Here is a 17,325-nt window from a genome sequence, read left to right on the forward strand (position 1 = left end):
TTAATATTTCAGGTTAATGTGTCTCTTATCTTAAAATCGTAACTGTTCCTTTTTTATTCAATGTAGACCCGTCTGTCAGGACAAGTTCGATATAGTACACATATACCCCGTTAGGCTGTATCTGTCCCTGGAATGTACCGTCCCATCCTACCTGCTGCTGCAGAGATTGGAATACAAATTGTCCCCACTGGTTATAGATGCGCATTCTGACTTTTGCTACTGCATTTCCATAAACATAGAACACATCGTTTTTACCATCTCCGTTTGGCGTGAATGTATTAGGAATGAAGACATCATTGGTAGTCAGTCCTCCGTTATTAGCTGTTCCCGTAACACTTCCGGCTGTACTGGTCTGACAAGTCGTTAATCCTTTTGCTCTTACCATCAATTTCACGGATGTATTTGTCTGCAGCCCTGAGATAAGATGTGTGGTTCCTGCAGGTCCCGAGCTTGGACTGGTCCAGGTTGTTCCTCCGTCTATAGAGACTTCATAACTGGTCGCACCTGTGATATCATTCCAGCCAAAGGTTATACTGGTCAGCGTACTTGATTTTACAGTCACCACTGGTGTAGCCAGTGTAGTTGCAACAGTAACATTAGCAGCTATCCGTCCACTGGTTGCTGTACCAGAAACAGCTTCCACATAATAAGTTGTATTTGCCGTGATTGCTGGTGTCTGGAAGCTTGGTCCGGTAAACAGGATCGTACCCCCTGTTGCAGCAGCATACCAGTTATAGGTTACTCCCGACAGCACATTAGTGACAGTTAAAGTCACGCTGCTTCCGCCGCAGCTTACCGCATTCCCAACTGTTGATGCCGGAACAGTAACCACAATTACATAGTCAGCAGCAGCAGTTAATCCATTACTGTCAGTTACACTCACTGTTACGGTGAAACTTCCGCCCAGAGTTGGTGTTCCCGAAATGGTCCGTGTTGTTGGATCAAAAGTCAGTCCCGGAGGCAGATTAGTTGCGACATAAGTGTAAGGAGCAGCGCCACCAACTGGTGCCGGTAAAGTCTGCGGTGCGTAGACAGCACCTACCTGTCCGTTGGGTAAAGTAGCCGGTGGTAAGGTCATTTGACCCGTATTACCAACCGTCAGCGTAAATACCGCAGTAGCAGTACATCCTTTACTGTCAGTTGCCATCACAGAGAAAGTATAATTTCCAGTTGCAGTTGGCATTCCTGTTAGTGTACCAGCAGCCGACAAGGTTAAACCAGCTGGAAGCGTACTGCCTGAAGCCACGCTGTAAGTATATCCCGGTGTACCACCAGTCGCCGATCCGACCTGAGCAAAATATGCTGTAGCCGTAGTCGCTCCGGTTAATGTTGCTCCGTTAAAAATCAACGCCGGATTTACCTTTAAGACAGCTGCAAAAGCAGTAGCTGCCGAACTTTCACAAGTATTTGGTCCCTGAACAGTGACATAATAAGTAGTATTCACCGTTAATGGCTGAGTAACAAAGACCGGTCCGGTGAAGGCTACACTAGTTAAAGCAGCATCGTTATACCAGGTAAATACTGGATTGGTCACTGTAGTACTGCTCGCAGTCAGTGAGACTCCTGAGCCTCCGCAAACTACCGAAGGTACACCAGTTACGCTCACATCAGCTGATGTAGCAGCGGTCTTCAAGGTAACATTAACAGCCACCCTTGTACTCGTTACTGTACCAGAAGCTCCTTCTACGTAATAAGTTGTATTTGCCGTAACTGCCGGTGTCTGGAAGCTGGCTCCTGTAAAGATTGGAGTTCCGCCAGTAGCATTCGCATACCAGTTGTAAGTAACTGCAGTAATAGGGTTGCTTACGGTTAGTGTTACGCGTCCACCCCCACAACTTGATCCACCAGCAACAACCGGCGCCGGAACCGTAACATTAATCGGATAATTGGCCGAAGCAGTTAAGTTGTTCGCATCTGTTACAGTTACTGTTACCGTAAATGGACCTGCTAAAGTTGGTGTTCCGGTAATGTTTCTGGTTACAGGATCAAATGTCAGTCCCGGAGGAAGACCTGTTGCTGTATAAGTATAAGGCGTAGTTCCACCAGTTGCAGCCGGCAGGGTCTGTACAGGATAAACTGAACCTACCACACCATCAGGTAAAGTTGCCGGTGGCAGAGATATTACAGCCGAATTGCCAACTATTAAAGTAAACTGACCTGTTGCACTGCATCCTTTACTATCGGTTACAATAACAGAGAAGGTAAAGTTCCCTGTGGCAGCTGGAGTTCCGGAGATTAAACCTGTCGGTGATATGGTTAAACCCGCTGGTAAATTACTTCCGGTAGCTAAGCTATAAGTATAACCCGGTGTACCACCCGTTGGAGAACTAAGTTGTTCGTTGTATGGACTTAAGGTTGAGGCCGGAGTTAATGCCGCTCCGTTAAAGACTAAAGCCGGATTCACATTTAAGACAGCTGCAAAAGCAGTAGCTGCCGAACTTTCACAGGTATTTGGTCCCTGAACAGTGACATAATAAGTAGTGTTCACCGTTAATGGCTGAGTATTGAAGACAGGTCCGGTAAACGCCACACTGGTTAAAGCAGCATCATTATACCAGATGAATGTCGGATTGGTTACTGTAGTACTGCTGGCTGTAAGTGAAACTCCTGAGCCTCCGCAAACTACTGCTGGTATACCAGTTACACTGACATCTGCTGCTGTAGCAGGTGATTTCAGCGTAACAGCAGCAGCTACCCTTGTACTTGTTACAGTACCAGAAGCTCCTTCTACATAATAAGTGGTATTTGCGGTCACTGGTGGCGTCTGGAAGCTGGTTCCTGTAAAGATTGACGCTCCGCCAGATGCATTCGCATACCAGTTGTAGGTTACTCCTGTAACAGGATTACTTACCGTTAAGGTTACACTAGTACCCCCACAACTTGATCCGCCAGCAACAACTGGTGCCGGAACCGTAACATTAACCGGATAATTAGCTGAAGCAGTTAAATTATTCGCATCTGTTACAGTTACTCTTATCGTAAATGGACCTGCTAAAGTTGGTGTTCCAGTAATATTTCTGGTTACAGGATCAAATGTCAGTCCCGGAGGAAGACCCGTTGCAGTATAAGTATAAGGTGTTGTTCCACCAGTTGCTGAAGGCAAGGTCTGTAAAGCATAAGCTGAACCAACCACACCATCAGGTAAAGTTGCAGGTGGCAGAGCCAGGACAGCTGTATTACTCACAACTAAAGTAAACAGACCGGTTGCAGTACATCCTTTACTGTCTGTTGCGTTAATGGAGAAAGTAAAGTTTCCTACAGCAGCCGGAGTTCCTGAAATAAGGCCAGTCTGTGACAAACTTAATCCCGCAGGCAGAGTACTTCCGGTTGCAACGTCATAAGTGTAACCTGGAGTGCCTCCTGTTGCAGGGCTGATCTGAACACCATAAGAACTCAAGGTTGAAGCTGGTGCCAATGCAGTACCATTAAAGGTCAGCTGAGTATTCACATTCAGTGCAATTACACTTGCTGTACCAACGACATTAGGACATTTATTTAATCCTTGTACCGTTACATAGTAAGTAGTATTTGCGTTAAGTACTGGTGTAGTAAAATTAGCCCCTGTAAAAATAGCAGTAGATAACCCAGGATCACTGAACCAGGTAAATACTGGATTAGTTACTGTCAGACTGCTTGCTGACAGACTTACTCCTGATCCATAACAAACAGATGCTGGTATACCATTTATACTTATATCAGACTGATTTGCAGGCGGATTGACCGTCAGTGTAATAACTTTCGCATCGGATGCCGGATTAGGACATTTATTACTACCCTGAACAGTTACATAATATAGAGTCGTAGTCGTTGTAGACGGCGTAATGAACTGTGCGGTATTAGATACTACATGAGTCAGGGCCGCATCGCTATACCAGGTAAATACCGGATTAGTCACAGTAGTACTGCTGGCAGTTAAGGTAACAGAGGTACCAGAACAAAGGCTCGCAGGTACACCACTCACAGTGATATCTGAAGCAGATGCCGGTGGATTAACTGTCAGCGTAACCTGTTTAGCTGTACCAGCTTCATTTACGCATCGGTTATCCCCTTTTACCGTAACATAGTAATTTGTTGTTGCTGTTACTGATGGTATAGTAAAAGTTGGGCCCGTTGCAACTACATCTGTTAATGCGGCATCACTATACCAGGTAAATACTGGATTGGTCACCGTAATACTTGAGGCAGTCAGCACTGCATTTGTTCCACTACAGAATGCATTTCCGGCACCGGCGACAGCAATATCACCAGCCGTTGCAGGTGCATTGATAGTAATAGCTATTTTGGTTCTTGCAAATGTGCTCACACAAGAATTTCCATTTACCGCCTCTACATAGAAATCGGTCTCTCCTACTGGAAGGTTGGCCGGAGTAGTGTAGGTACTTGTATTTGAAGCCAGCAAACTTCCTGCAGTCAGCGCATTATACCAATTGTAAGTAACTCCTGCTACCTGATTTACACTCAGTGTTACTGGTGTATTCAGACATGTGGTTACCGGGTTTCCGGTAGCTGGTACCGGGGCCGGAGCAGAACCGGTTATGGTTACCGTCACTGGCGTTTTCACACTTGGACAGGCTCCGCGGATGGCCGCTACCGAATAGGTATAAGTTCCGGCAGTCAGTGTTGTAGGTGTTGCAAAAGTAGCCGTATTAGAGGCTACAACTGCTCCCGAGCCATCATACCAGGTATAAGTTATTCCTGTTGCAGGATTATTCACAGCAAGGCTGGCACTACCGCCCAGACAAGCTGTAACAGCCGATGAAGCAACCGTAGGAGGTGCAACAATACGCTGTGCATAGTTAAAGTTGATAGACGTAAGTAAACCGAGCAGTCCAGAGTTTAGTTTTAACTCTACTGCATCGAAAGGTTTTGTCGGTGTGAACTGTACAAATGCTCCTGTATTACCAGTTAGCAGATTTAAACTGATTAACGGATTTGTAATCGGCATTTCATCATTATTGCTCACTCCATTATTATAAGTAGTTACAGTTATACTTGGAGCAACTGCCAGCGTAAGTAATGCCCCGGTAGAAGTCAGACTCAGTTTAACCTGGTCACCAGGTGTCGAGATTCCGGTAAAGGCTACTCTTTGTGTAACAAAGCCACCTACACCAACCGGAATAAAGAGTGAAGAGCTGGTATTTGCATCATTATCTACGGCAAAATCAGGATTTGTAACACCTGCTAATACAGGAAGTACACCACCTACAGCATTGGTCTGGGTAACTGCCCCTTCACAAGGTACTGAACCAGGATTTGGTGTTACTGTATTTACAGTTACGACCACCGAAGCTGCTACAGACTGACAGCCTCCCACTACATTACTTGTTGCAGTAACATAATAGGTTGTAGTTGCAGTCAATGCAGGTGTGACAAATATGCCACTGGTAGAAGTATATATAGGAATAGCTCCGGGATTAGTTCCAGGATCAACCGTGTACCAGTTAAATGTCAGATTAGAAGTTGATGAGTTCGCAACAAGTACTGCCGTTTCGCCTGAGTTGATAGTTACAGCTGCAGGAGTCAGTACCGGAGGTGTTAACGCGCCCACTGTCACTGCTACTGTAGCCTGTGCCGAAGTGATACCGCAACTGTTAATAGCCTCAACAGCATAAGTTGAATTCACAAGAACACTAGGAACAGTCAGTGCTGAAGTAGTTGCACCTATAATCTCCACACCATTATTAAACCATTTATAGGTAACCAGTGGCTGAGGGCTTTGTACCTGAAGGGTTATGGCACTGCCTGCACAGGTAGTCTGAGTTGGTGAAAGTAATACTGGTACCAGAGGCGCAGGAACAAGTGTTACGTTAATAGCAGTTCTTGAACTTCCGCAGCCTCCTCTTGAAGCCTCCACATAAAATGTAGTATTTGCGGTGATAGCCGGTGTGGTAAAGGTCGATCCGTCATTTCCCAGATAAGTACCTGCGGCATCATACCATTTATAAATTATACCTGGCTGTGGAACTGGCACAGACAGCGTTGCTGTTGCATTTAAACAGGCTGTTACATTGGCCGAAGCAACGACCGGTGCAAGCGCTGTCCTTCTCGCATAGTTAAAGTTTACAGAAGCTAATGCCCCCACAAGACCCGCATTCAGTTTGACCTCTACTGCATCAAATTGAGCTGCCGGAACAAAAGTCAGCAATGCCTGGGACCCACCGTTTAATAACTGAAGATTAAGTAATGGATTGGTCACCACGACACCATCGTTATTACTTGTCGTTCCCTGGTAGGTAGTGATCGTTACACTTGGTAAAAGTGAAAGTGATAATAACTGACCTGGAGAGGTAAGCAGGACACGAACAGTATCACCCACATTTGATAAACCAGCGAAATGAGCCTGCTGATAAACATAAGCGCCCAATAAACCAACTGGTACAGACAATGTGGATCCAGTCAGTTGATCGTTATCTATAGCCAGTGCAGGATTATCTACTCTGGAAAGAAGGGAAATCCCTCCTCCTATACCATGAGTTTCGCTGACAGGCCCTTCACATCCTACCGGTATAGGTGTTCCCGCAGGATTTACAGTAATTGTTTGCTGAACCCGTGCTGAAGAAGCACATCCTGTAACCGTTGAAGTCGCATCCAGGTAAAAAGTGGTAGTCGCAGTCAACGGCGGAGTAATATAAGTGACACCCGTAAATACTGGGGTCACAGCATTTGCAGAGGTATACCAATTGAATGTAACATTGCTTTCAGTAGAACTTCCGGTCAGGCTTACACTCTGACCCTGACTTACAGTTGTTGCCGAAGCGGTAATCTGTGGTAAAAGGGGTAGTGCATTCACTGTTATCGCTGCTGTTCCACGGGCCGAAGAAACACAGGTACCATTTGCAGCCTCCGCATAATAAGTAGTATTCGTTGTCAGTGCAGGCGTAGTAAAAGTTGTGCCGGTAAATACTGATGTACCACCAGTAGCAACTGTATACCAGTTGTAGGTAGTTCCAGTTACCGGATTTGCTATTGACAAGGTTGCTGTCGAACCAGAACAAACAGGAGATGGAGGAGTGATCACAGGTGTTGTGAGCCCCGTAGTCACTGTTACTGTGACAGGTATCCTCGATGGATTTGCGCAACCATTTTTGCTAACCTCTACATAATAAACAGTAGTTGCCGTCAGTGCTGGAGTTGTGTAGGTATTTCCATTAGCTAAAATAGTTCCACCGGTCGCAGCACTATACCAGGTAAGTGCAGTTCCATTTACAGGAGTAGCAGCTAAACTCGCGGTAGAGCCTGAGCAGATTGTTTGATTTCCTGAACTAAAGGTAGGACCAGGTGCAATAACCGAAGCTCCATAAATATTTACACTGGTTAGTGCTGTCAGCAATCCACTCAATTTGACTTCTACTCTGTCGTAAACACCTCCCGCCGCAACGGTTGCAGTGAATCTGTTACCCGATAACAATCTCAGGTTAATCAAAGAGTTACTAAGAGGATAACTGCTCACCACAGTACTTCCGTTCATCACACTCACGGTGATACCACCAAGAGCTGTCAGATCCAATAAGCCGGTAGGTGTTTCCAGATCAACACTAATGCTATCAGTGGCTACACCCGGAGCGCGGAAAATTAAACGCTGATAACCGGTTGTTCCCAGACCGACAGGTAAAGAGATCTGAGTAAAATTAGTCAGGTCTGCATCTGTAGAGTTACCTGGGTTATTAATTGCGCAGGCTATACATAACAATCCACCGGTAATACCACTTTCTTGTTTAGTTGCTGCGTAACAATTAGGATTAACAGTACCATTAATCACTGTAATAATAACAGGGACCCTGGTAGGGCTTGAACAGTTTGAGCTGTTCGATGTTCCCACATAATAAGTAACATTAGCATTAAGCACTGGTGTAGTAAAGTTTCCTCCGGTAGCCAGTGGAATACCACCTGTAGCAGCAGCATACCAGTTAATAGTTGAACCAGAAGTGGCAGTTGCCTGAAGTGTTGCGGTCTGTCCTGCAGTGACAGTTACATTATTCGTCAAAACAGTTGGCAGATCCGGTGTAGGGTTCACAGTTACAGTTACCGGAACACGGGTACTTACCGCTGTTCCTGAAACTGCTTCCACATAGTAAGTAGTAGTTACGGTTAATGCAGGTGTCGTAAATGCAGTACCAGATCCGATAGGCGTACTACCTGTCGAAGAATAAAAATTATAGGTTACTCCGGTCAGTGGGTTTTGAACTGTCAGGGTAGCGGTATTACCACTACAGATTGTCATAGTCGAAACTGCCGGAGGATCAATGGTCACATTAAGTGTATAGTCTGTACTTGTACTCAGACTACCACTATCACTGGCCTTCATTGTTACATTGAAAGTACCACCAACAGTTGGTGTTCCACTGATTGTACGGGTTGCCGGATCAAAAGTCAAACCAGCCGGAAGACCAGTAACCGAATAAGTATATGGAGCTGTTCCACCTGTTACTGCCGGCAGGGTTTGCGGCGTGTAGGTAGTCCCTACTTTTCCACCGGCTAATGTTGCTCCTGGTAAATTAAGGGCACCGCCAACTTTCAGTGTGTAAGGAACAGCTATTGTTCCATTAGCCGCATCTGTTACATTTACCATAATGGTGAAAGTACCAGAAGTTGTTGGTGTTCCCGAGATCTGTCTGGTCACAGGATCAAAAGTTAATCCCGGAGGCAGATTTGTAGCCGCATAAGTGTATGGCCCGGTACCACCGGTAGCTGCCGGAAGAGTCTGGGTCGGATAAACAACATTCACTGTTCCGTCTGGCAGTGTTGCAGTGGCCAGGGACAGCGGGTCTTTGACCACTATTGTATAATTCAGTGTATTCGTATTTCCTTCGTTATCACTAACAGTTACCGGGAAAGTATAGGTTCCGGCCGTAGTTGGTGTTCCCGTAATCGCTCTTGTCACCGGATCGAAAGATAGGCCCGGAGGCAAATTTGTCGCTGAATACGTATTGACACCACTTCCACCAGTCGCAGGGGGAATAATCTGAGTTGGATAAGCTACACCTGTGGTACCGTTTGATAAAGTAGCAGCTGATAATACCAGCGGACTTCTGACAGTAATTGTAAAATTAGTCGTCACTGTATTTCCATCTGCATCGGTAATAGTTACCGGGAAAGTATATGTTCCGGATGTCGTAGGTGTCCCGGTTAGCAAACCGGTATTGGGATTGAGAACGATTCCCGGAGGAAGATTAGTTGCTGCATAAGTATACGGAGTACTTCCACCAGTTGGTACTGGCAGTTGAGTAGAAGGATATACTTTAGCCACAGTACCATTTGGCAAGGTAGCAGTGGCTAAGGTGAGCGTCCCGGTTATCTTCAGCGTATAATTTGCCGTAGTCATACAACCAGAAATATCGGTGGCTACCAGACCAAAATTTACTGTTCCGGCTACAGTAGGATTTCCTGTAATTAAGCCAGATGAAGAAATGGTCAGGCCTGCGGGTAATGCCGTTCCCGCAGCCAATGTATAAGTATAAGTTGGTGTTCCTCCTGTTGCCGGACTAATCTGTTTGCTATATGCAGAACCTACTGTACCATTATTCAGTGTAGTTGCGGTAAATACCAGAGTTGGGTTAACAGTAACAACTACACTGTCCCTGTCAGATTCTGCTATACATCCTGTTTTTACAGCCGCTACATAATAAGTGTACACACCAGCAGTCAGTCCTGTTTGTGTAAGTGTACTTCCGGTCACACCAGTTACCTGAGTTACCGCACCATTGGTTCCTGTCTTTTTATAAAAATTATAGGTGTATGCAGCATTTGGGTTTAGCGGGTTTAAAGTTAATGTACTGCCACCGCAGAGCGTCAAAGCTCCGGCAGTGATTCCATTAAACGTGGGCTTGGGGACTGTACGTTGTACTTCATTAATATTCAGTCCGCCCGAAAGTATATTACCCCCGACAGCCAGCCCATTATCTATCGATATCTTTATCCTGTCAAATGGAGCAGCAGGTGTAAAGAAAACTGGTATCTGCGAATTATTCGTAAATAGTCCGAGTAACTGCAAACTAATCAGATTACTGAGTGAAGCTGGTGTCCCGATCGGAGTAGTCCCGTTATAAGCTTGTATAGTAATTGTTTTTAATACGTTAACACTCAAAAGAGAACCAGGCTGAGAAAATACAACTTTAGCTACATCGCCTGGTGCAGATAATCCATTCAGATAAATAGTCTGAGAAACAGAAGAACCTAAGCTGACCAAACCAGCCTGTAGTTGAGAATATGTAGCCAGATTACCATCGATAGCACGTTCAGGATTGGTCACCAGACTAGTCAGCGAAACATTTAATCCTGTAGATTGTCCTATATCTGTAGCTATTGCACCAGCACAATTATCAGGTGAATAATTGAATGCAGTATATACATTCATATTTATTGAACCAAAGAGGTTTAATGCCAGTAAAGTATTTCTTTGTCTTAACGTAACACGGACAGAATTATATGCGCTGGTAGAAGTAACGGCAAAATAAGTTTGTCCCGATGCATCTTTGACGATATTCGCCGTCACATTTGCAGATGCAATCTGGGTACCTGCAGCAGAGGAAGTTGCACCGGTAAATGCATCTACCTGTACCAGTTTTTTACTGAATAAACCAGTAAGGTCACCCACAATACTCAATAAATCAAGCGTTACCCCGGTGTAATAAGGCTGATCAAAACGGATATAGGTTGTCGTTCCTGCTGCGACAGGAGCACCATATTTAAGCTGTATTGAAGCTGACCCTTCATTTCCCAGTAAACCTAAAACGCTGTTAAAGTTTGCCGTAAGTAATGTAGGACTCACAGGCGGTGCTATAGCAGCATTTCCCGGATTGGTTACAGAACCACCATTGGGATCCACATGAGGGGTATTCAGATCCAATGAAGAATAGTTAAGTACCTCAGGGAAAGGAGTTATCGTCGCGTAATTTTTGGTTTGCGCATACGATCGGGTATTAAATAGCGTTATAACTAAAATAATACCCAGAGATAGGAAACGGAGAAAATTTTTTAACATTCGGGGAGTAGAAGTATATTTCATACCGGCAGTTTTAGAGGTTAACTTTAATACTTACGACAATTTTAAGTAAAGCGAACTTCTCATTTCGTGTTCAAATCATTCATTTAAACAAAGGGAAATGAACAGCCCATTCCGTTCATTTTGTTCAATTTCAAGTTTCTAATTCAGAAAATTTCAAGCATGCGCATTTAAATGCTATCTAAAAGCATTTATCGTCTAAAAGGTGCGAATTCTGCTATTTTTATTTAAAACCTTTCTGTTCATTTACCCCGTATATGTGTATATTCGGTTGCTGTTGGGGTGTAACTAGCTTTTTTTACCTAAAATCGAATAAACAATCGAAAAAATAGATCTATGGAATACAATCACCGGCTGAACGAACTTAAAAGCTTGATTCTCTTAAAATGTGGTATTCGATTTATTACGCCAGCTGACTGCAAGAGAATCTCAATTGAGATTAGTAAGCATCTTAACAAGAACGTTAGTGAGACAACCATTAAACGATTATTTGGTTTCGCTGTCGTTAAACATAAATTTTCCACATTTACGCTGACTACACTTGCCGAATATGTTGACATTGCTACTATCGATATCCTTAATTCTTCACCAGCAACCGCCCCTGCTGATGATTGGAGACTTCTCAAAGAAAAAGCAGATAAGACTACTCAGTTCACTTTAAAAACTATCAGAAACAGGTCCGGTATCCCTTACGATATCACCATCAGTCGGAAATTCGCAGAATATGATTTTGATGAATTCTATGCTGGTGATTATATTTTCACCAGTATCATCTCACAACCCGGTTACGGAAAAACAATTTTACTGAGCCATTTAGCTGAAGATTTGTTCTACAAACAGGAAGCTGCGTATAAAGACTCTAACATTCTATTTGTTAACGCCTATAATCTTTTCAATAAAGATCAGGTCGATTTTAATCTGGAGGACCAGCTAAAGCTTCATCTCCAAATAGATTCTCAGGAGAATACACTTGAATATATAAATAACCTGCATAGTGCTCATGGTGGCAAGTTTATCATTATTATAGATGGTTTTTCTGACCTGGTTTTAAAAAGAGAAGACAAAAATCGTCTGTTTGACAATATCATTAACCTCATCTGTTCACTGGAAGATTTCAAGAATATCAAGCTGATGATGAGTTTACGCTCCACAACGTGGATGAGATTTTATGAACGTATCCGTCACTCTTCTTTCCTGAAATCAAAATGGTTCCCTGGAAACTATTTCAATCTTCATGAATTATCAAACGTCCCTCCTCTTACAGAAAAAGAAGTAGATGTAATTATTTCAAAAATCAATTACCTGGACAACAAAGAGATAAACCCGAGGCTAAAAGCCCAGTTAAAATTTCCGCTTCATATCCAGCTGTACTATCAACTCAAAGAGGAAGATCCTGACTTTAACTATTACACGAACATCACATTTTATGAGTTGGTTTCCCGTTTCATACAGGAAAAGATTTACCGCTCAAATTACTATACTGAAAAGATACTTTTCCTGAAGAAAATCATCCAGCTTACTGAATACGGAAAAAAGACAAATGCGGTAGAAAAGGACAGCTTAATAGCTGAGCTTTCTGCTTTCAGAAATGCCTACATGGAGTTACTTGCCGATGGTATCTTAATGGAGGAAAAACGTACGGAAAATTCACATCCAAAAGAATATGTGCGTTTTTTACATCCGCATATGTTCGAATATTTTCTGTTTGTAGAAATACTGGAGCGGTTCCATCTGCAGGTAAACATGGATTTTTTCACCTATGTGAATACAGAATATGAAGCCAACCAGGTACGTTTTCAGCTTTTACAATGGACTACTCGTTTCCTGATCAAAACAGGAAATTTCCATGAACTGAAATCGGTCTTTAAACTTAACCTGAATAGCTTTGAGACTAATTACCTCATTTTGTTCATGGCCGAAGAAATCAAATACAGGTCAAAATTTAATCCGGATATTATCAGGGTACTGGATGAAAATCAGTTTCATGAAATTATTATCTCTAAACTGATCAATTTTGATTTCATCGATTCCTGTTATAAAGAGGCTGTAGCCGCGTTAATAGATATCGCCCGCAATGATGATCATTTATTAGTCTATAATTCCATTCTGGGCGTCCTGGAGGTTATTAAACTTGATAAAGCTGCCATCAAAGAGAGAATAAAAAACATAAGCAACCTGAATTCCAGTGAATGGATGGTGAATCCGGGAGAAGCGTTGCAAATCATTTATGCTAAAATAAATTCGGAACAACCAGCTCAGAAAAATTTGCTTGGCAATATTGAAAGCCTGAAAAGAGGTGACAATCCTTTCGGAATTCAACCGGAACATCATATTGACCCAAGGCAGGGAATTTCTTACCTGCTCATCCTCTATGTTAACTTATTTACAGGTGACGCGTCCTCAGGACATGAAGTGATTTCCAGTATTGTTAAACTTCATCCTAAAGAGTTTGCCAAACGGACTACCTTTACCATTTACATATTAGCTGTTTATGGGATGTATAGTTCCAGAAGTATGCCGGGCAGGAAGGCCGATCAGATTGAGAATATCATTGTTTACCTTTCAAATAGAAATTGTACTAATTTCGCAAAGTATCAGGAGGTTATTCTCTTAATGTTTCAGGCACAGCAATACTACAACAGGAAGGAATATGAAATTGCTATCCATCATACCAAAGAGTGTCTTTTACTTTTCAGAAGAAACAATGTCTTACTCAATGCGATGTTCATGTTCAATCTGTTAATCAATATCTATACAGATCTGAAAGAATATGATTTAGTAAACGAATATAAATATGAAAAACTTTGTCTCCTCGATGAACATCAGGTTTCAAGACAGCTTTTCTAATAAAAAAACGGGGCTGATTCTTTAAGAATCAGCCCCGTTTTTTTATTAGAAAAGCTGTCTATTTATAATCAGCAGCTAACTTTAAAGCATTATAAGTATTCACAATACCACCTGTGATACAAAGATCAGAAAAAGGTACCGATTTAGGTGTTTCACCCTCCCCGGTCTCCAGATCTACATTATGATTTACTTTCACAACTGATTTCAGAATAATATCTTTAACCTGTTTAGCTTTTAATTTCGGATAATACTCTCTGATTAATGCAGCAAGACCAGCAACTACCGGAGAAGCCATACTTGTTCCATTGTAAGCCTCGTATTTCGAGCCAGGTACAGTTGAATAGATCTGGACACCCGGGGCAAATACATCTACTGTCGTTTTACCATAATTGGAAAAATCAGCTTTTAACGTTTTATCATCAACCGACCCCGAAGCACCTACCACAATATACGAATCTGCTATACCGCCACCTTCATATCTGCGGTCCGGAAAACTTTTCTCAACATCCAGATTTTTATTATCATTTCCAGCTGCCTGAACGATTAGCACATCCTTTGACATCGCATATTTAACAGCTTCATCAACGGTTTTTTTATCCCATGAGTAAGCTTTTCCAAAACTCATATTCAGAACTTTAGCACCATTGTCAACAGCATAACGGATAGCATTGGCAACATCCTTATCACGTTCATCACCATCAGGCACACTGCGAACACCCATAATCTTAACATTATCAGCAACACCTTTTATACCAATATCATTGGTACGGTCAGCAGCAATAATTCCGGATACATGTGTTCCATGACTCGCATCAGGACCAGTTACATCATTATTTCCATAATTTTTTTGTTTGCTGTCTGCGTAGTTATCCCCTACCAGTTCGGCTCTCGGATCAAAGTCCATATTTAAATTATATGTCAACTGATCCTGGTAGTGCTCCAGACCTTTAACAATCTGAGATTTATAGAAAGCATCATAAGCTGAATTCTTTAACTGGGAAACCATAATATTCTTTAGACGACCTTCCAGATCTGACTGAGGGGTGTAGTTCTGAAAATCAGTCAGGGTTGGATTCTCCTTTCCCATTTTTTTCACCATCTCATCCAGTGCATTTTTTAATCCGCTGATGTTCGCAACAGCATTTTTCGCTTCATTTGTCTGTTTATCAAAATCAGCCTGTGCTTTCTGATATTGCTGGAAAGCTGGTAAATCAGCAGGTTTAACTGTCTCAGCAGTTAGTCCTTCAAATTTTGCTTTATCCCTGCGTAATACACGCGTTAGCTCCAGCGCTTCATGACTCACTGAGCCTTTGGCCGAACCCAGGAAATTCCAGCCGTTTACATCGTCTATATATCCGTTTTTATCATCATCTTTTCCATTATTCGGGATCTCTTTTTTGTTTACCCAGATCACAGACAACAGATCTTCATGTTTAATGTCAACCCCGCCATCCAGTACACCTACTATAACCGGAGTAGATTTCTTACCTTTCAATAATTCTGTATAAGCCTTTTCAGTACTAACGCCAAATACAGAATCCGTTTTTAAATCAAGGTTATGCCAGTTAGCTTTCTGAGCCTGGGCAAAAGAATTAAATCCTAATCCGGCGATTAATGCCAGACTAAATATCCCACGCAATACCACTTTATTTTTTCCTGTGTTCATATATGTTAATTAAATTATACTTTAAACGTTAATATTGATAAATGTTGCCTGTAATCTAAAATGTCCCAAAACCAAAGATAAAGCTTTGCACCTGATTATAAATCAAAATGCCAGGTATTTCTCCTGGCATTTTATTATAAACTATAAAGATTTAATTTCCCAAATGGAGATAATCCATTTACATTCTGCTCTAAAAACCACCAAAATACGTCATATGTAATACACTGACAATCAGCTTACTGAATATACCTTGTTCAGACTTCATTCAGACCTCTTTCAGAGATGTTAAAGACTATCTTCAGTTCCTATCGAACAAAGTGTGAACTGCAGGTGAATAATCTTATAATAAAATATTTATGAGGACACTTCTGATGAATATCTTATCCATATTGTAGTATCAACCAGAAATAATCAGAGGGCAGATTATGTGCCCGTTCAGATTAAAGGGAAAACCTTTGATTGTGTATTGCGGAAGGTTTAAAAACCCAGGTTATTCTCCTGAAAGTACATGATAGAAATCTCTGATCCTTGCAAAGGACGGATGCAAAGAAACAACATCACCAAAAACCAATAAAGCTGGTGAAGCTACTTTATGATCTTCAATCAGTTCAGCGATGGTTTCTACAACGCCTACTATAATCTTTTCATCGTTAGCTGATCCATTTTCGATGACAGCTACCGGTAATTTGTCTTTGCCTTCTGCTATGAAAACGGCAGCTATTTCACGGATCCGTTCAATGCCCATTAAAACCACCACTGTGGCTCTGGATTTCGCTGCTCCACTTAAATCTGAAGAAAGTTCTCCTTTTGCATTCACCCCTGACAGAACCCAGAAGCTTTCGCTCATATCCCCATAAATCATTGGTATTTTCTGTAGACCGGGAACTCCGGTTGCGCTGGATATCCCAGGCACAATCTCAGTCTGTATACTATAGGATTCAGCAAAATTTACTTCTTCAAAACCTTTAGCGAATACAAATGGATCTCCGCTTTTAAGTCTCACGACATGGCCGTAATTCAATGCGTAATCAATCATCAGTTTGTTAACAGCATCCTGTGAAAAAGATTCACCATCCGATTGACTACCTACAAATATTTTTATAGCATGTTCTGGTGCATGATTAAGTAAGGCACCATTCACTAAAGCATCGTATAAAACAACATCTGCTGCCTGAAGAGCCTTTACTCCTTTTAAACTAATTAAATCGGGATCACCAGGGCCTGCCCCAACTAAGGTAATACGAGGTTCCTGTATGCCGTTTTTTACTTTATTGATAATCATAACCTACTATTTTAAAGATATATACAAATGCTGCTCAGCAAATATAACAAAGTCTATGTAAATAGTAGTCTTTTTATTAATAATTTTTAATAAAGTAATTCGCCACTGTTTTCACGGGCAATTACGTCGGCAACAGAAGTTTTTGAAAGTACTTCCAGTGTGGCATCTCTCACATCAATAAATGTTTTTCTAATGCCGCATGTTTTCTCATCATGACATTCATCACATTTACGATAAAATTTTAGGCTGGCACATGGAACCATAGCGATAGGTCCGTCAGTTATTCTTAGAATATCGACAAGATAAATATCTGCAGCATTCTTATTTAAAGAATAGCCGCCGCCTGCCCCTTTTTTACTATACAGATAACCTGCATTACGTAAATCCAGTAATATCTGCTCCAGAAATTTTCTGGGGATCATCTCCTGTTCTGCCAGTCTTACAATCTGCATCGGAGGATTCTCTACATTCTTGCCTAAAGCCACCAGTGCTTTAATGGCATATTTTGTTTTCTTAGACAACATATTA

At 42.1% G+C, this 17,325-nt stretch carries 5 protein-coding genes; 1 reads left to right on the forward strand and 4 read right to left on the reverse strand.

Annotated features, from left to right (window positions below; all coding sequences use genetic code 11):
* Positions 1–25: 25 nt before the first annotated feature.
* A complete protein-coding gene (locus HDF25_RS17505) occupies positions 26–11,005 on the reverse strand; it encodes a putative Ig domain-containing protein (protein ID WP_184627101.1) in 10,980 nt (3,659 codons plus the stop codon).
* A gap of 333 nt (positions 11,006–11,338) precedes the next feature.
* Between HDF25_RS17505 and HDF25_RS17510 the strand changes: the two genes are divergently transcribed.
* On the forward strand, positions 11,339–13,849 hold the full coding sequence (locus HDF25_RS17510) for a hypothetical protein (RefSeq protein ID WP_184627103.1): 2,511 nt from the start codon (positions 11,339–11,341) through the stop codon (positions 13,847–13,849).
* Positions 13,850–13,907: 58 nt separating this feature from the next.
* On the opposite strand, the gene HDF25_RS17515 is transcribed toward HDF25_RS17510, so the two are convergent.
* The 3 genes from HDF25_RS17515 to HDF25_RS17525 all read right to left on the reverse strand — a co-directional run bounded on the left by HDF25_RS17515 (position 13,908) and on the right by HDF25_RS17525 (position 17,321).
* Complete coding sequence (locus HDF25_RS17515) at positions 13,908–15,515, reverse strand: S8 family peptidase (protein WP_184627105.1); 1,608 nt, start codon at positions 15,513–15,515, stop codon at positions 13,908–13,910.
* 490 nt (positions 15,516–16,005) lie between these two features.
* Positions 16,006–16,797, reverse strand: coding sequence for a uroporphyrinogen-III C-methyltransferase (gene cobA, locus HDF25_RS17520; protein ID WP_184627107.1), 792 nt, complete (start codon positions 16,795–16,797; stop codon positions 16,006–16,008).
* Between the two features lie 86 nt (positions 16,798–16,883).
* Positions 16,884–17,321 (reverse strand): RrF2 family transcriptional regulator, encoded by a 438-nt coding sequence (locus tag HDF25_RS17525; protein ID WP_183882083.1) that lies wholly within the window; start codon positions 17,319–17,321, stop codon positions 16,884–16,886.
* Positions 17,322–17,325: the final 4 nt, after the last annotated feature.

It is taken from the genome of Pedobacter cryoconitis (assembly GCF_014207135.1).
Lineage (GTDB): Bacteria > Bacteroidota > Bacteroidia > Sphingobacteriales > Sphingobacteriaceae > Pedobacter > Pedobacter cryoconitis_D.

What these genes read in the sequence shown, in the direction of transcription:
- HDF25_RS17510 (WP_184627103.1), top strand. Translation starts at nt 11,339, where the DNA reads ATGGAATACAATCACCGGCTGAACGAACTTAAAAGCTTGATTCTCTTA.
- HDF25_RS17525 (WP_183882083.1), bottom strand. Translation starts at nt 17,321, where the DNA reads ATGTTGTCTAAGAAAACAAAATATGCCATTAAAGCACTGGTGGCTTTA.
- HDF25_RS17505 (WP_184627101.1), bottom strand. Translation starts at nt 11,005, where the DNA reads ATGAAATATACTTCTACTCCCCGAATGTTAAAAAATTTTCTCCGTTTC.
- cobA (WP_184627107.1), bottom strand. Translation starts at nt 16,797, where the DNA reads ATGATTATCAATAAAGTAAAAAACGGCATACAGGAACCTCGTATTACC.
- HDF25_RS17515 (WP_184627105.1), bottom strand. Translation starts at nt 15,515, where the DNA reads ATGAACACAGGAAAAAATAAAGTGGTATTGCGTGGGATATTTAGTCTG.